Below are 15,489 nucleotides of genomic sequence, written 5' to 3'. Positions count from 1 at the left end.
AGTATGCGCCCGGCCGTCAGCCGAGCCGGGTGAGGCCGTTCTCGAAGGCGAAGACCACGGCCTGGACGCGGTCGCGCAGGTCGAGCTTGGTCAGGATGTGGGAGACGTGCGTGCGCACCGTTCCCTCCGACAGGAACATGCGGGCGGCGATCTCCGCGTTGGACTGCCCGGTGGCGATCTCGGCCAGGATCTCCTGCTCGCGCTTGCTGAGCAGCGCCGCCCGGGCCGCCGGGACCTTGCCCGACCCGGAGACCCGGGGCAGGAAGTGCGCGATGAGCCGCCGCGTGGTCGAGGGGGCGAGCACCGAGTCACCGGCGTGCACGGTCCTGATGGCGTCGGCGAACGGCCGCGGCGCCGTGTCCTTCAGCAGGAACCCGCTGGCCCCCGCCCGGATCGCCCCGAAGACGTACTCGTCCAGGTCGAACGTGGTCAGCACGAGCACCCGCGGCCCGTCGTTCGCGGTGATCCGGCGGGTGGCCTCGATGCCGTCCATGCGCGGCATCCGCACGTCCATCACCACCACGTCGACGGCGAGCTCTTCCAACGCCTCCAGCGCCTCGACGCCGTCACCGGCCTCGCCCACGACCTCGATGCCCGCCTCCCGGCGCAGCACCAGCCGGACACCGGTGCGCACCAGCTCCTGGTCGTCCACCAGGAGAACCCGGATGGGGGTCGCCACGGCTCAGACCCAGGGGAGTGTCGCCTCGACCTGGAACCCGCCCTGTGGCAGCGGCGCGGCGTGCGCGGCGCCGCCGAACAACGCGGCGCGCTCGGCGATGTTGATCAGCCCGTGCCCGGAGCGCGCCGGGCGCGCCCGCGGGCGGCCGGAGCCGTCGTCGGTGACGGTGATGTGCAGCTCATGTTCGCCGTAACGGAGTACCACCTGAGCTTCGGCTTCCTTCCCCGCGTGCTTCAGCGTGTTGGTCAGAGCCTCCTGCACGATCCGGTACGCCGCCAGGCCCAGCCCGGCCGGGGCCGTACGGATGCGTCCTTCGACCCGTAACCGTACCGTCAGCGGATGCCGCTCGACCAGTCCGTCGATCGCCTCGATCCCCGGCTGCGGCTCGCCGGACTCCTCCTGCCGCAGCCCGCCCAGCAGCAGCCGCAGCTCCACCAGCGCCGCCTGCCCGGACTCCCGGATGGCCTCCAGCGCGGTGCCCGCCGCGAGCCGGTCCTCATCCAGCAGCGCCACCGTCGCCCCGTGCGACTGGATCACCATCGCGCTGACGTTGTGCGCCACGATGTCGTGCAGCTCGCGGGCGATCCGCACCCGCTCCTCCGCCACCATGGCCAGCGCCCGCCCCTCCTCCGCCTGCGCCGCCGCGGTGACCCACCGCCGCCGCGCCACCCCGATCGCCCACGCCGTCGTCACCACCGCCGCCGACAGGACTCCGCCGGGCACCAGCACCGCGAGCGCCACGACCAGCCAGTACGGCGAGGCCCGCCACCGGCCCACGGTGTAGAAGGCGATCTGCAGGGCGGTCGAGGCCCCGAGCTCGGCCCAGGAGTTGTTGACCTCCAGCCAGATGTCCCAGCGCCCGGCCGCCAGCCACAGCGCCCAGACCGCCACGAGCACCGCGTACGGCCGGCGCCGGCGGAACGCCACGCAGGCGAAGGCCGCGAAGTCCGCCCAGAACGTCGGCGGAACCCCGTCGAAGCGCGCCAGCGACTGCTCGTGGTAGGGAATCTCGATCAGCAGGTACACACAGGCCACCCCGGCCAGCACCGTGTCGGCCGCCCGGGGATGCCCGCTCCACCACACCAGGACGCGCCGCACCATGCCTAGACGGTACGACGGGGACCCCTCCGCCCGCCGTACGCCGTCTGGCTTTTACGAGCGGACGCGGACCTTGAAAATCAGCCTCCAGGCAGATGCGGGGATCGCTTCCCGGCTGTCCTAAAATCGCGGTCCATGACGATTGTGGATGAACAGGGACGGCCCGAGCCGCCCGTCGCCGCCGGCGAGGCCGCCACGCTGCTGGGCTTCCTCGACTACCACCGCGCGACGCTCGCCTGGAAGTGCTCGGACGTGGACGAGGACGGCATGAAGGTCAGCGTCGGCGCGTCCGCGATGACGCTCGGCGGCATGCAGAAGCACCTGTCCTACGTCGAGGACTGGTGGTTCTCCGTCCGCTTGCACGGCAACGAGGCGCAACCGCCGTGGGACACGGTGGACTGGAAGGCCGATCGCGACTGGGACTGGAACTCCGCCGCGGCCGACACCCCCGCCGAGCTTCACCAGATGTGGCAGAAGTCGATCGCCCGCTCCCGCGAGCTGACCGCGCAGGCCATGGCGGAAGGCGGCCTGGACCGGATGGCCGTGCGTCCCTGGCAGGACGGCACCGCGCCGAACCTGCGCTGGATCCTGGTCCACATGATCGAGGAGTACGCGCGCCACAACGGCCACGCCGACCTCATCCGGGAGTCGATCGACGGCCTCACCGGCGAATGACCATGGACGTCACCACCGCCGTCGTCTCCTTCGCCGCGGTCGTCGCCCTCCTGACGCTGACCCCCGGCCTGGACACCGCGCTCATCCTGCGCACCTCCCTGCTGTCGGGGCGGCGGCCGGCCTGGGGCGTGGTGCTGGGCATCCAGGCCGGAACCCTGACCTGGGGCCTGGCCACCGCCGCCGGGCTGTCGGCCCTGCTGGCCGCCTCGCAGCTCGCCTACGAGATCCTGCGCTGGGCCGGCGTCGCCTACCTGGTCTGGATGGGCGCCCGCATGATCTGGGACGCCCGTCGCCGGCCCGAGCAGGCCCCGGAACCCGTCGCCGCCCAGAGCTTCACCGCCGCCTTCCGCCGCGGGCTGCTGACCAACCTCCTCAACCCCAAGGTCGGCGCGTTCTACGTGGCGATGCTGCCCCAGTTCATGCCCGACGACGTGGCCCCGGCACTGATGGGGCTGGCCCTGGCCGGGGTGCACGCGGTCGAGGGCGTGGTGTGGAGCGGCGTCCTGGTCGCCTTCGCCACGCTCATGGGCGGCTTCCTGCGCACCCCGAGGGTGCGCCGCCTGCTGGACCGGGTGACCGGGGTGGTGGTCATCGGGTTCGGCGTGCAGCTGGCGGTGCACGCCGGCCGATGACGCGCCGGCCGAGGTCAGGGGATCAGCAGCAACTTCCCCGTGGTACGGCGGGCCGCCAGGTCCTCGTGGGCCTGCCGCGCCTCGGCCAGCGGATACCGGTGCGAGACGTCGATCCTCAGCTGCCCGCCGGCGATCCAGCCGAAGATCTCGCGGGCCCGCCACAGCAGCTCGTCCCGATCGGCCACGTAGTGCACGAGCGAGGGACGGGTCAGGAACAACGACCCCGACTGGTTGAGGATCTGCAGGTCCTGGGGCGGCACGGGCCCGCTGGCCGCGCCGTACAGGGCCATGAGGCCGCGCGGGCGCAGGGCGGTGAGGCCGCCGTGGAAGGTGGTGGCGCCGACGCCGTCGTAGACCACGTCCACGCTGTCCTTCAGCGCCTGTGCGAAGTCCTCGTAGGAGTGCACCTCGTCGGCCCCGGCGGCGCGGGCCAGCTTGGCCTTCTCCTCGGTGGAGACGGTGGTGTGGACGGTCGCGCCGAACATCTTGGACAGCTGGATGAGCAGCAGGCCCATGCCGCCCGCGCCGGCGTGCACCAGCACCCGGTCGCCCTCCTTGACCTCGTGCGTGGAGCGCACGAGGTAGTGGGCGGTCAGGCCCTGCAGCAGGGCCGCGGCGGCCAGCTCGGCTGAGACGCCGGCGGGGATCGGCACGAGCCGGTCGGCCGGGACGACGGCCTTCTCGGCGTAGCTGCCCAGGACGTTGACCCAGCCGACGGCGTCGCCGACGGCGAAGCCGGTGACGCCGGGGCCGACGGCGGCGACGGTCCCGGCGCCCTCGGAGCCGATCGGGCTCGGGAGCTGGACGGCGTAGACGCCCGAACGATGGTAGATGTCGACGTAGTTGACGCCGCTGGCGGCCACGTTCACGACCACCCGGCCGGGTCCCGCGACGGGGTCGGGGTGCTCGGCGTACTCGAGGACCTCTGGGCCGCCCTGGGCGGCGATGACGACTGCGCGCATAGTCCTGTCTAACCCACGCGCCCGCCTATTCCTTCCAGCGGGTCATGTCTCGGAGCGTTGCCCGCGCAGCTCGAAGTCGTCGAAGACGATCTTCATGGCCGCCTGGCCGTCCTTCGGCACCCGGGAGAACAGCCCCACATGCCCGGTCTTGATGCCGTTCGGGTCGTCGGCCCGCAGCACCTGCTTGCCGTCCACCCACATGGTCAGCCGGACCGTGCTGCCCACCTGCTCGCACAGCGCCTCCAGCCGGACCCGGGCCTCCGGCTTGACGGCGAGCTTGACCGGCTGGGCGAGCGTGCCGCCGGAGCCGTTGACGATCTTCCTGATCCGCGCGTTGCCCGCGGTGTCCAGGCCGAACTCGTAGAAGTCCTTCTCGACGGCGTTGTGGCAGTACACGCCGTACTCGCCGCCGCCGGTGAGCGGCTGGGCCTGCGCGGTCACGCTGACCAGCACGGTCTCGGGCATGAGCGGGGTCGGCGTGGCCTCGGGCGTGGGGGCGGGCGAGGGCGTGGTGTTGGTGAACGGCGCCGGCGCGCCGGCCCAGCGCTGCTCCGTGTCCTGGTCCACGTCCAGGCCGTAGGTGCCGTCGGCGCGCAGGCCGTAGCTGGTGTCCTCGTCGGTGTCGTAGGTGCCGTCCCAGCCGCCGGAGGTGGTGAAGTCGTCCTGGTACAGCCGGGGCATGCCGGTCGGCGGATCGCCGCCGGACAGCATCAGCGCCGCCACGCCGCCGCCCACCGCCAGGACGGCCGCCGCGGCCAGTCCGGCGATCAGCTTCACCCGGGCCGGCGCCCGCGGCCTGTCCGGCGCCGGCTGCGCGGCGGTCAGCGGCGTGGTGGCCCGCTGCCAGGCCACCTGCACGGTCTGCGCCGCCTGCTCGGGCGCCGCCTGCCGGCCCACGAGGTGGTCGAGGAGCTGCTGGGCGGTCGGCCGCATGGCCGGGTCCTTCTGCAGCGCCGCCGCGACCAGCGGGCGCAGACCGGGCTCCACGACGGACAGGTCCGGCTCGGCGTTGAGCACCGAGTAGATCGCCGAGGGCAGCGAGTCGCCCCCGAAAGGCGGCCGCCCGCCGGCGGCGAAGGCGATCAGGCACCCCCACGAGAACACGTCGCACGCCGGCGAGACGGGATCGCCCCGCAGCACCTCCGGCGCCATGTACCGGGGCGTCCCGATGAGCTCGCCGGTGCCGGTGACCCCGCCCAGCGAGTCGAGCGCCCGCGCGATCCCGAAGTCGATCACCCGCGGCCCCACCGGCGACAGCAGCACGTTCGACGGCTTCAGATCCCGGTGCACCACCCCGGCGCCGTGGATGGCGGTCAGCGCGGTGGCCACGCTCACCGCGAGCGCGTCGAGGCTGGAGCCGGTCATCGGCCCCGACTGCTTGACCGCCTCCTCCAGATTCGGCCCGGGCACGTACTCGGTGACCACGTACAGCTGCCCGCCCTCGAGCGCCGCCTCCAGCACCGCGGCCGTGCAGAAGCGCCGCACCCGCTGCGCGGCGTCCGCCTCCCGGCGAAAGCGCATGCGGAACTGCTCGTGCTGGCTGAGCTCGGGATTGATCACCTTGACCGCGACCCGCTGCCCTGAGGGGTCTTCGGCCAGGTGAACCGTGCCCATCCCGCCGCGGCCCAGCACGCTGATCAGTTTGTAGCGCCCGATGTGGGAGGTTTCACCGCTCACGGCGCGTTAGCTTACCGACATGGCACCGAGTTCGGGCAGGCCGGAACGGGGATCCACCACCACGACCCGGCAACCGGCCGCCGTGGCCGCCGCGATGCCCGTGGGACTGTCCTCGATCGCCACGCATTCCTCCGCCCGCACCCCGAGCAGCCGCGCCGCCTTCAGATAGGGGTCGGGGTACGGCTTGCCGCGCCGGGTGTCCTCGGCCGCGATCACCAGGTCGAAGCGGTGCCCGCCCAGGCTGGGCAGCACCTGCTCCACGATGTTGCGCGGCGAGGCGGTGACCAGGGCGGTCGGCACCTCGGCGGCGGTCAGGGCGCGGAGCAGGTCCAGGGCGCCGGGGACGAGGTCGATGCCCGTGGCCAGGCGTTCGGCGAAGGCGTCGGTCAGGCGGGCGGCCACCGCCCCGGCGTCGGCGGGGGCCAGGTGGGCGGCGGTGTCCTCGACCGAGCGGCCGAGGACGTGGGGTTCGTCCTCGGGGCCCAGGGCGCCGCCGAGCGACTCGGCGACGGCTGCCGTGGCCTGCCACCACAGACCTTCGGTGTCGACCAGGGTGCCGTCCATGTCGAACAGGACGGCGGCGGGGAGATCAGAGGGCATCGGCGGTTTCCGTGACGGGGACGGGGACGGTGACCGTGCGCGCGGCCACCAGCACCGGGCGTTCGACCAGGCGCAGGCTCACCTTGGTGCCGGCGGCCAGCCGTACCGCTTCGTGTCCCGGCACGTCGGCGAGCACCTCGCCGCCTTCCAGGGCCACCCGCAGCCGCACGGAGGCGCCGCGGAAGGAGGCGGCCAGGATCTCGGCCCTGCCGTCCTCGGCGGGGCTGACCTGGACGGCCTCGGGGCGGACGAGCACGTCGACGGCGGGGTCGGCGGGCGCCGGGCCGTCGATGGGCAGGAGCTGGCCGAGCACCGTCACCTGATCACCGGACACCTGCCCGGCCAGGTGGTTCATGGTGCCGACGAACTCGGCCACGAAGGGGGTGGCGGGCCGGTCGTAGACCTCGGCGGGCGAGCCGCACTGCTCCAGTTTGCCGCCGCGCAGCACCGCGACCCGGTCGGCGATCGACAGCGCCTCCTCCTGGTCGTGGGTGACGAAGACGGTGGTGATGCCCAGGTCGAGCTGCAGGCGGCGGATCTCCTCGCGCAGGTTGATCCGGACCTTCGCGTCCAGGGCCGACAGCGGTTCGTCGAGCAGGAGCACGCGCGGCTCCAGCGCCAGCGCGCGGGCCAGCGCGACGCGCTGCTGCTGGCCGCCGGAGAGCTGGTGCGGGTAGCGGTCGGCGTGGGAGGGCAGGCCGACCAGTTCGAGCAGTTCGCGGGCCTTCTCCCGGCGCCGCGCGGCCGCCACCTTGCGCACGCGCAGGCCGAAGGCGACGTTGTCGGCGGCGTTGAGGTTCGGGAACAGCGAGTACGACTGGAAGACCATCCCGGCGTCGCGCTTGTTGGCGGGCAGGCCGGTGACGTCCTTGCCGTCGACGAGTACGGCGCCGGAGTCGGGATGCTCGAACCCGGCCACGCAGCGCAGGGCCGTGGTCTTGCCGCAGCCCGACGGGCCGAGCAGGGCGATCAGCTCGCCCGGCGCGACGGTCAGGTCCAGCCCGTCGAGGGCGACCGTCTTGCCGAAGACCCTGCGCAGGCCGCGGAACTCCACCTGAGCCGTCATGGGTTCTTCTTCTCCTTACCGAAGGCGCTGGAGACCGCGAGCAGCAGCAGCCAGATCAGCAGCAGGCTGAGGATCGAGACCGCCACCGACATCTGGCCCCTGGAGCCGGAGATGGTGACGATCCAGACCGCGAAGGGCTGGTAGCCGAGGAGCCTGGCGACGGTGAACTCACCGAGCACCAGAGCCAGCGTGAGGAACGAGGCGCTGGCGATGGCCGAGCGCAGGTTGGGGACGATGACGCGGAACACCACGTGCGGCCACGAGGCGCCGAGGTTGCGGGCCGCCTCGACGAGCGTGCGCACGTCCATGGTGCGCAGGCCGGCGTCGAGCGAGCGGTAGACGAACGGGAGCACGAGCACCATGTAGGCGAGCACGAGCACGATCGGGAAGCCGGGGTTCTGGATCGCGATGAGCGTGGCCCAGAACGGGGTGGGCGCGAGCACCTCGCCGCCGGCCGCCAGCGACCTGCTCATGCCGACCACGAACGTGATCGGCGGCACGACGAGGGGCAGCGTGCACAGCACCTCCATCACCGGCCGCAGCCGCGGGGCGGCCAGCCGTACGGCCAGCATCGCCGGCAGCGTCAGCAGCAGGACCAGCACGATCGTGGCCAGGGCCAGGCCGAGCGAGAGCAGCATCGAGCGCACGAAGCCCTCGGCCGTCAGCAGCTCGGCGTAGGGGGCGAGGGAGAAGCCGGTGTTCTCGTTGTAGACCGTGTACCAGAGCGAGGCGCCCAGGGGGACGAGGAAGTACAGGGCGGCGAGCAGGAAGACGAGGCCGCGCCACGGTCCCCTCCTGGCCGGCCGCGCGGCGGCGGCCACCCTTTCCAGGCCGGTCACTGCAGCCATCGGGTGCTCCTCCTCTGCAGCGGCAGGTAGACCGCCATGACCAGCCCGGCCACGACGATCATGTCGAGGCTGAGCGCGAGCGCGACGTTCTCCTGGCCGATCAGCACGTCGCTGGTGAGCGCGTTGGCGATCTTCAAGGTGACCAGCGGGACGACGGTTCCCGCGCCCATGGCCGCGGCGGTGGCGTAGGCGGCGAAGGCCGCGCCGAACAGCAGCACCACCCCGCCGAGCAGGGCGGGGGTGAGCACGGGCAGCGCCACGTACCGCCAGTAGTGCCACGTGGTGGCGCCGTTGTTGGCGGCCGCCTCGCGCCACTGCGGCTTGAGCCCGTCCAGCGCCGGCGCCATGACCAGCACCATGAGGGGCACCGAGAAGTACAGGTAGACGATCACCAGGCCCCAGAACGTGAACAGCACGCCGGGCGGCAGCCCGAACAGCCCGGTGACCACGCCGGAGTTGCCGAGCGTGGCGACCCAGAAGAACGCCAGCGGCACGCCGCCGAAGTTGGCCAGCACGCCCGAGGCGGTCAGCACGGCCGAGCGCAGCCCGGCCGAGCGTGAGGTGACCACGGCGTAGGCCAGGAAGGTGCCGAGCACCGCGCCGAGCACCGCCACGACCGCCGACACCTGGATGCTGCCGGCGATCGAGGTGAGGTTGCCGCCCTGCAGGCTCAGCCGGAAGTTCTCCAGCGTGGGCCGGCCCTGCGAGGTGAACGCCCCGGCCACCAGTGCGACGGCCGGGACGCCGAAGACGAACGCGTAGAAGGCGAGCAGCGGCAGCGCGCCGAGCCAGCCCGTGGACCTTCTCATCCGGAGACGGCGGCGTCCCAGCCTTCGGCGAGCTTCGCCTTGGCCGCGTCCACCTGCTCGGGGGTGGGGAACGTGGGCGTGCCCTCGACCTGCGGCAGCTTCTCGGCGGCGGTCTTGTCGATGGAGCCGTCGGCGGTCATGGTGGGCATGAGGACCGGGCGGGCGAAGCCCTTGAGGTAGAGGTTCTGGCCCTCGGCGCTGTAGAGGTACTCCTGCCACAGGCGGGCGGCCGCCGGGTGCGGGGCGTCCTTGTTGATGGCCTGGGCGTACATCTGGAAGTACTTGCCGTCACTGGGCACGTTGACCTTCCAGTCGATGCCCTTGGCGGCCATCTGCGGGGCGTAGGCGGCGTTGTTGTAGTCCCAGTCGATGCTGATCTGGGTCTCGCCCTTCTCGATGGTGGCGGGCGTGGTCTCGACCGGGTTGTAGTTGCCGGCCGCCTTGAGCTTCTTGAAGAACTCCAGGCCGGGCGCGATGTCGTCGAAGGAGCCGCCGTTGGCGATGGCCGCCGCGTAGACGCCGGCGAAGGCCGAGCCCGACTTGGTCGGGTTGCCGTTCATCGCGACCTTGCCCTTGTACTCGGACTTGAGGAGGTCCTTGAAGCTCGTGGGGCAGGTGGCGATCTTCTTGGCGTCGCAGCCGATGGAGACGTAGCCGCCGTAGTCGTTGGTCCAGAGGCCGGTCGCCTCCTTCTGGCCCTCGGGGATCTTGTCGAAGCTCTGCACCTTGTAGGGCGCGAACAGCCCTTCCTTGGCGCCGCTGATCGCGAAGGACTGGCCGAGGTCGAGCACGTCGGGGGCGCGGTCCTGGCCCTTGCGGGTCTTGACGGCGTTGATCTCGTCCGCGCTGGCGGCGTCCGGGTCCTCACTCTCGATCTTGATGCCGTATTTTGCTTCGAAGGACTTGATGATTTCGCCGTAGTTGGCCCAATCCGGAGGGAGGGCGATCACATGGAGGTTGCCCTCCTTCTTGGCCGCTTCCACCAGCTTGTCGAAACCGCCGAAGTCGGCGGCGGAGGCGGCGGTCCTGGCGTCCGCTCCGCCCCCCTCCGGCTTGGCCGTCTGTGTACCGGGTGCCGCGCCGCAGGCCGCGGTGGCTACGGTAAGGGCTGCGAGAACGCCAGCAGCGCGGGCTCGGGGAGTCAACACGTCGCCTCCACATCAGGGGGGTGTAGAACGAACTTAAGGGAACTTGTACAAACAAGGCCAGTCCCAGTAAGTCGCATAAAGATTGCTCTTTCGTGAACGGGAAGGGTCGAGAATGGTCGCGCGCTATGAACGAATCGCCGCTGAGCTGCGCGATGACATCCTTCGCGGAACACACCCCGTCGGATCCACCCTGCCGACCGACGCCGAGCTGGCTGCGCGCTATTCCGCCGCCCGCGGCACCGTGCGCCAGGCGCTGGCCGTCCTCGTGGCCGAGGGCCTGGTCGGCTCCCGCCAGGGGGCGCGCCGCATCGTCCTCGGCAACTCGCGCAGCCAGAGCTTCGCCGAACTGCACAGCTTCGCCCAATGGGCCAAGGCCAACGGCTACACCTTCGGCGGGCAGGTGCTGCGCCAGCGCCGCCGGCCCGCGGGCGCCGCGGAGGCGGCCAAGCTGGGCTCGGAGGAGGTCCTGGAGGTCCTGCGCCTGCGCACGCTCGAGGGCGAGCCGGTCCTCGTCGAGCGCACCGTCTACGCCGGGTGGATCGCCCCCGCCGTCGAGGCCATCGCGCACGACTGCGGCTCGATCACACAGGCCCTCTACGACTCCACCGGCCTCGTCTTCGCCTATGGCGAGCACCTCATCGACGCCGTGGCCGCGGGCGCGCAGGACGCGCGCCTCCTGGGGGTACGGCGGGGCAGCCCGCTCCTTCGCCAGCGCCGGATCACCACCACCCAGGAAGGCCGCCCGGTGGAGAGCTCCGACGACCGCTACCGGGCCGGCAGCGTGACCTTCAGCATCCGCAACTCGATCGGCGCCAACCCTCTCGTACGGCAGGCCGGCGACTTGCACTTCGGGGCGTGAGAACGTATGTTCGAGTAAGAGAAGCGCCCGCCTTCCCCCGGGTGGCTCAGCCGAAGGACCAGAGCCGCGGGGAGAGGGAACGTCTTGAGCAGACTTTACGGTGATCCCATCGAAGTGTGGACCCGTGACGGGGAACCCACCCAATTCGTCTGGCGTGACCGTCTCTATCTCGTCCGCCGCGTGCTCGACCACTGGGTGGTGGCCCGCGAGTGGTGGAAGACCAGCGAGGGCGACCCCGGCGAACGGCAGTTCTGGCGGGTGGAGGCCGGCCCGGGCCGCGAGAGCGGCACCTACGAGCTCCGTTTCGACACCGCCAGCGGCGGCTGGCTGCTGCTACGGGCGTGGGACTGATGGCCGCCCGCCCGTTCCCGCACCTGAGCGTCTGCTCGGCCTACTCGATGCGGTACGGCACCGCCTTCCCGGCGCAGCTGGCCACCCGGGCCGCCGAGCACGGCATGGACATCCTCGCCCTGACCGACCGCGACGGCCTCTACGGCGCGGTCAAGCACGCCCAGGCCTGCGCCGACGCCAAGCTGCGCGCGGTGTTCGGGGTGAACCTGGCGCTGCGGCCCGACATCTACGCGGGCGTTCCCGGGCCGGGGCACGACGCGTCCTTCTGGGGCGAGTCCGCCGGCCGCGGCTCCGCCGTACGCCCGAAGACCGGTCCCGCGGCCGAGGACCGCGTCACCGTGCTGGCCCGCAGGGGCGGCTGGTCACGGCTGGCGCGGCTGGTCACGGCCGCCCACCACATGGGCGAGCGCGGCGACCCGTGGGTGACCCGTGAGCTGCTGGCCGAGCTGGGCGCCGACGACCGGCTCGTGGTGCTGCTCGGCCCGCGTTCCGACGTGGGCAGGGCGATCGCCGCGCGCCGCGACGAGCAGGCCAGGGTGCTGCTCAACCTGTGGCGTTCCATGGTCTCGGGGATCGCGATCGAGCTGGTCGACCAGTACGGCTACCGCGACTCCGGCACCGCCGTGCGCATGCTGGCGCTGGCCGAGTCGCTGGGCGTGCCCGCGGTGCTGACCAACCAGGTGCGCTATCTCCACCCGGCCGACCACCAGGTGGGGGACGTGCTGGACGCGGCCCGCCAGCTCGTCCCCCTGCACCCGCGCCACCTGGACCGGGCGACCTCGCACGCCTACCTCAAGGGCACCAAGGAGATGTGGCAGGTCGCCACCAAGATCTGCGGCGCCGACGGCGAGCGGGCCGGGCGGCTGATGCACACCACGCGCCAGCTCGCCGAGGCGTGCGCGGTGGACCCGGCGTCGATGCTGGCCCTGCGCAGCGACCCGCCGAACCTGCACCTGCCCGAGATCGGCGGCGACCCGGTGCCGCTGCTGCGCAACCGGGTGGAGGACGGCCTGATCAACCGCGGCCTGACCGGCTCCCGCGAGGCCAGGGAACGCCTGGACCAGGAGTTGTCGATCATCGAGAACAAGAAGCTGTCCGGATATTTCGTGGCAGTCGTCGGTATCACCGACATGATCCGAAAAATGGGCATCAGGTGTGCTATCCGGGGGTCTGGCGCCGGCAGCCTGGTCAACTACCTCATCGGCATCGGCGAGGTGAACCCCCTCGAGCACGGCCTCCTCATGGAACGTTTCCTGTCCTACGGCCGCATCGGCCTGCCCGACATCGACATCGACGTCGAATCCGCCCGCCGCCTCGACTGCTACAAGGCCATCTTCGAGGAGTACGGCGAGGCCCGCGTGGCCTGCGTGTCCATGATGGAGACCTACCGGGCGCGCAGCGCCATCCGCGACGTCGGCGGCGCCATGGGCCTGCCGCCGCACGAGATCGACGCCATCGCCAAGGCGTTCCCGCACATCCGCGCCCGCCAGATCACCGCCTCCCTCAACGACCTGCCGGAACTACGCGACAGCCGCCTCGGCGAAGCCGGCCTCGACCGCGTCTTCCGCCTGGCCGAGAAACTCGACGGCCTGCCCCGGCACATCGCCCTGCACCCCTGCGGCGTGCTCATCGGCAACTCCGGCCTCAAGGACGTGACCCCGGTGGAGCGCAGCCTGCTGGAGTTCCCGATGTCCCAGTTCGACAAGGACGACGTGGAGGAGGCCGGGCTGCTCAAACTCGACGTGCTCGGCGTGCGCATGCAGTCGGCCATGGCCTACACGCTCAGCGAGATCAAGCGGGTCGACGACCTCGACGTCGACCTGGACGCCGTCCCCCACGACGACGCCACCACCTACGACATGATCTGCGCCAGCCGTACCCTCGGCTGCTTCCAGATCGAGTCGCCCGGCCAGCGCGAACTCGTGGCCAAGCTGGAACCCCGCACGATGCACGACCTGATCGTGGACATCTCGCTGTTCCGGCCGGGGCCGGTCAACTCCGACATGGTCACCCCCTACCTGGAGGCCAGGCACGGGTGGCGGCAGCCGTACTATCCGCACGAGAGACTGCGCGAGGCCCTCAAGGAGACGCACGGCGTGGTCGTCTTCCACGAGCAGGTCCTCAAGATCATCCAGGTGATGACCGGCCGCGACCTCCACTACGCCGAGACCATGCGGCGCACCCTGTCCACGGAGGCCGGGCGGGAGCGCGTCCGCAAGACGTTCGTGCCGCTGGCCAAGTCGCAGGGGTTCTCCGCCGCCGAGGTGGAGAAGGCGTGGAAGGTGCTCGACGCGTTCGGCGCCTTCGGCTTCTGCAAGGCGCACGCGGCGGCGTTCGCGCTGCCCACGTACCAGTCGGCCTGGCTCAAACGGCACCACGCGGCCGCCTTCTTCGCCGGGGTGCTCACCCACGAGCCCGGCATGTACCCGCAGCGGGTCATCATCGACGAGGCCCGCCAGTGCGGGGTGGCCATCCTGCCGCTGGACATCAACAAGTCCGGCAAAGACTGGCAGGTCGAGCGGCTGAAGCTCCGGGTCAAACCCGCCGACCTGGGAGACTACCGCCGGCGGGACTTCCGGATCGCGGAGATCGGCAAGGGGTACGCGCTGCGGGTGCCGTTCTCGGCGGTCAGAGGGGTCAGCGAGGCCGAGGTCGCGCGCATGGTGGCCGGCCAGCCGTACACGTCGCTGGCCGACTTCTGGGACCGGGCCCGGCCGTCCCGGCCGATCATGGAGCGGATCGTGCAGGTGGGCGGACTGGACGCGCTGCACGATCTGCACCCCGGCGGGGAGCGCTGGCGAGCGGGCGAACTGACCCGGCGGGACCTGATCGCCCAGGCCGGCGTGCTGGAACGGGCCTCATCTGCAGGTTCCGGCGTGAGGCCACGCAAACGCCGCGGATACGTCTCATCAACCGGCGCCGTACCTCCGGCCGCCTCAACGGCAGCCCCCCGGCAGAACGGCGCCGCGACCCCACCGGGCTCACCCGGCGGTGCCCTGCCGGGGGGCGCTTCTTCCGGCATACCGGATTTCCCGCTCCCGGACCAGGAGCTTGGTGGCGCGGTCCAACTGCCCCTCGGGTTCACCGAACACATCACCCCCGGCGAACTCCCCGAGATGACCGAGAGCGAAATGGTCGAGGCGGAACTCGAGATCCTCGGCATCGACGTCAGCAGGCACGTCATCGCCTTCCACGACGAACTGCTCGACCTGCTCGGCGTGATCCGCTCCAAGGACCTCCTCGACCAGCGCAACGGCGCCGAGGTACTGGTGGCGGGCGTCAAGGTCGCCACCCAGACCCCGGCCGTGCGGTCGGGCCAGCGGGTCATCTTCACTACCCTTGACGACTCGACCGGGCCGGTGGATCTGACCTTCTTCGAGTCGGTCCAGGGGCACTGCGCGGCTACGGTGTTCGGGGCGTGGCTGATGGTGGCGCGCGGGGTGATCAGGCGTACTGGGCCGCGGGCCATCTCCATGCGGGCCGTGGACTGCTGGGATCTGGTGGAGCTTGATCGGCTTTGGCGGGTTCGGGGGGCCGAGGTCGTTCGGGAGTTGGTGGCTCGGGTGCCCGAAGAGAGGGAGAACGTGGGCGGGCGGCGGATCGAGTACGCCAACGGGTTCCTGCTCTCGCCGTACTCCGACCTGGGCCCGGCCATCACGACCGCGCCGCCTCGCAGACTCTGGCACGCCAGCCAGGGGAGCTCCGGGCCTACTCGGGTCGCGGTCTGACCGTTCGATGCCGGCTCGCCGTACACGATCGAGTCTCCGGGAGGTGCAGTCTGCTCCTATGCGCCGGGCCCTGTCGCCGCCGGTCGTGGGGATGGTCCTCACGCGGCGTGATACGGGAGGCCCGCCACCACATCCTTGGTCGAGCCCAGCGTCACAGCTAAGAGTTCAGGATGAGGTTGTGCCCAGACGCGGAGTTCCGTCGGTTGTCACGCATGTGAGGTCCTCAACTGCGTCTTCCAGTGGCTGAACGCGTTGTCCACGACGGTGAGGGCCGCCCAGCCGAGTTTGGGCGCTTCGTCGCCAACCCTCAACGCATCCGTGTCAAGGCCGACGGCGTGTCCTTCCGCCTTGCTCGGC

14 protein-coding genes are annotated in these 15,489 nt (G+C 71.4%); 5 read left to right on the top strand and 9 right to left on the bottom strand.

Annotated elements, in window-relative coordinates; genetic code table 11:
* Window positions 1-16 precede the first annotated feature (16 nt).
* Window positions 17-679, bottom strand: a complete 663-nt coding sequence (locus tag FVE25_RS39980; protein ID WP_157252702.1) for a response regulator — start codon at window positions 677-679, stop codon at window positions 17-19.
* Window positions 680-682: 3 nt separating this feature from the next.
* Entirely contained in the window at window positions 683-1,780 is a 1,098-nt protein-coding gene (locus FVE25_RS56535) for a sensor histidine kinase (RefSeq protein ID WP_157252701.1), read from the bottom strand.
* A gap of 132 nt (window positions 1,781-1,912) precedes the next feature.
* Here FVE25_RS56535 and FVE25_RS39970 point away from each other — a divergent pair, with 132 nt between their 5' ends.
* A complete protein-coding gene (locus FVE25_RS39970) occupies window positions 1,913-2,452 on the top strand; it encodes a DinB family protein (RefSeq protein WP_157252700.1) in 540 nt (179 codons plus the stop codon).
* Window positions 2,453-2,454: 2 nt separating this feature from the next.
* The gene (locus tag FVE25_RS39965) at window positions 2,455-3,084 is read left to right on the top strand and encodes a LysE family translocator (protein WP_157252699.1); all 630 of its coding nucleotides are present in this window, start codon (window positions 2,455-2,457) and stop codon (window positions 3,082-3,084) included.
* Window positions 3,085-3,098: 14 nt separating this feature from the next.
* Here FVE25_RS39965 and FVE25_RS39960 read toward each other — a convergent pair whose 3' ends face one another.
* Genes FVE25_RS39960 through FVE25_RS39930 form a run of 7 tightly spaced genes read right to left on the bottom strand, consistent with a single transcriptional unit; the run spans window position 3,099 to window position 10,194 of the window.
* Window positions 3,099-4,046, bottom strand: coding sequence for a quinone oxidoreductase family protein (locus FVE25_RS39960; protein WP_157252698.1), 948 nt, complete (start codon window positions 4,044-4,046; stop codon window positions 3,099-3,101).
* A gap of 42 nt (window positions 4,047-4,088) precedes the next feature.
* Window positions 4,089-5,723 (bottom strand): serine/threonine-protein kinase, encoded by a 1,635-nt coding sequence (locus FVE25_RS39955; protein WP_246268181.1) that lies wholly within the window; start codon window positions 5,721-5,723, stop codon window positions 4,089-4,091.
* 6 nt (window positions 5,724-5,729) lie between these two features.
* The gene (locus FVE25_RS39950) at window positions 5,730-6,323 is read right to left on the bottom strand and encodes an HAD family hydrolase (protein WP_157252697.1); all 594 of its coding nucleotides are present in this window, start codon (window positions 6,321-6,323) and stop codon (window positions 5,730-5,732) included.
* Window positions 6,313-7,389 (bottom strand): ABC transporter ATP-binding protein, encoded by a 1,077-nt coding sequence (locus FVE25_RS39945; protein WP_157252696.1) that lies wholly within the window; start codon window positions 7,387-7,389, stop codon window positions 6,313-6,315. The genes FVE25_RS39950 and FVE25_RS39945 overlap by 11 nt, the downstream gene beginning before the upstream one ends.
* The gene (locus FVE25_RS39940) at window positions 7,386-8,237 is read right to left on the bottom strand and encodes an ABC transporter permease (protein WP_157252695.1); all 852 of its coding nucleotides are present in this window, start codon (window positions 8,235-8,237) and stop codon (window positions 7,386-7,388) included. Before FVE25_RS39940 ends, FVE25_RS39945 begins: the two co-directional genes overlap by 4 nt.
* Complete coding sequence (locus tag FVE25_RS39935) at window positions 8,225-9,046, bottom strand: ABC transporter permease (RefSeq protein WP_157252694.1); 822 nt, start codon at window positions 9,044-9,046, stop codon at window positions 8,225-8,227. The genes FVE25_RS39940 and FVE25_RS39935 overlap by 13 nt, the downstream gene beginning before the upstream one ends.
* Window positions 9,043-10,194, bottom strand: a complete 1,152-nt coding sequence (locus FVE25_RS39930; RefSeq protein ID WP_157252693.1) for an ABC transporter substrate-binding protein — start codon at window positions 10,192-10,194, stop codon at window positions 9,043-9,045. Before FVE25_RS39930 ends, FVE25_RS39935 begins: the two co-directional genes overlap by 4 nt.
* Before the next feature lie 112 nt (window positions 10,195-10,306).
* On the opposite strand from FVE25_RS39930, the gene FVE25_RS39925 reads away from it, so the two are divergent.
* From FVE25_RS39925 to FVE25_RS39915, 3 genes are all read left to right on the top strand, one after another.
* Window positions 10,307-11,053 (top strand): GntR family transcriptional regulator, encoded by a 747-nt coding sequence (locus tag FVE25_RS39925; protein ID WP_157252692.1) that lies wholly within the window; start codon window positions 10,307-10,309, stop codon window positions 11,051-11,053.
* Between the two features lie 84 nt (window positions 11,054-11,137).
* The gene (locus FVE25_RS39920; protein WP_157252691.1) at window positions 11,138-11,404 is read left to right on the top strand and encodes a DUF6504 family protein; all 267 of its coding nucleotides are present in this window, start codon (window positions 11,138-11,140) and stop codon (window positions 11,402-11,404) included.
* The gene (locus FVE25_RS39915; protein ID WP_157252690.1) at window positions 11,404-15,132 is read left to right on the top strand and encodes a DNA polymerase III subunit alpha; all 3,729 of its coding nucleotides are present in this window, start codon (window positions 11,404-11,406) and stop codon (window positions 15,130-15,132) included. The genes FVE25_RS39920 and FVE25_RS39915 overlap by 1 nt, the downstream gene beginning before the upstream one ends.
* Window positions 15,133-15,489: the final 357 nt, after the last annotated feature.

Source organism: Nonomuraea typhae (genome assembly GCF_009760925.1).
Classification (GTDB): domain Bacteria; phylum Actinomycetota; class Actinomycetes; order Streptosporangiales; family Streptosporangiaceae; genus Nonomuraea; species Nonomuraea typhae.
The sequence above is the reverse complement of the archived record's forward strand: the minus strand, read 5'-3'. Positions and strand labels throughout refer to the sequence as shown.

Bases quoted from the DNA above. Each gene is read 5' to 3' on its own strand.
- FVE25_RS56535 (WP_157252701.1), bottom strand. From the start codon at position 1,780: ATGGTGCGGCGCGTCCTGGTGTGGTGGAGCGGGCATCCCCGGGCGGCC.
- FVE25_RS39970 (WP_157252700.1), top strand. From the start codon at position 1,913: ATGACGATTGTGGATGAACAGGGACGGCCCGAGCCGCCCGTCGCCGCC.
- FVE25_RS39965 (WP_157252699.1), top strand. From the start codon at position 2,455: ATGGACGTCACCACCGCCGTCGTCTCCTTCGCCGCGGTCGTCGCCCTC.
- FVE25_RS39960 (WP_157252698.1), bottom strand. From the start codon at position 4,046: ATGCGCGCAGTCGTCATCGCCGCCCAGGGCGGCCCAGAGGTCCTCGAG.
- FVE25_RS39950 (WP_157252697.1), bottom strand. From the start codon at position 6,323: ATGCCCTCTGATCTCCCCGCCGCCGTCCTGTTCGACATGGACGGCACC.
- FVE25_RS39945 (WP_157252696.1), bottom strand. From the start codon at position 7,389: ATGACGGCTCAGGTGGAGTTCCGCGGCCTGCGCAGGGTCTTCGGCAAG.
- FVE25_RS39940 (WP_157252695.1), bottom strand. From the start codon at position 8,237: ATGGCTGCAGTGACCGGCCTGGAAAGGGTGGCCGCCGCCGCGCGGCCG.
- FVE25_RS39935 (WP_157252694.1), bottom strand. From the start codon at position 9,046: ATGAGAAGGTCCACGGGCTGGCTCGGCGCGCTGCCGCTGCTCGCCTTC.
- FVE25_RS39925 (WP_157252692.1), top strand. From the start codon at position 10,307: ATGGTCGCGCGCTATGAACGAATCGCCGCTGAGCTGCGCGATGACATC.
- FVE25_RS39915 (WP_157252690.1), top strand. From the start codon at position 11,404: ATGGCCGCCCGCCCGTTCCCGCACCTGAGCGTCTGCTCGGCCTACTCG.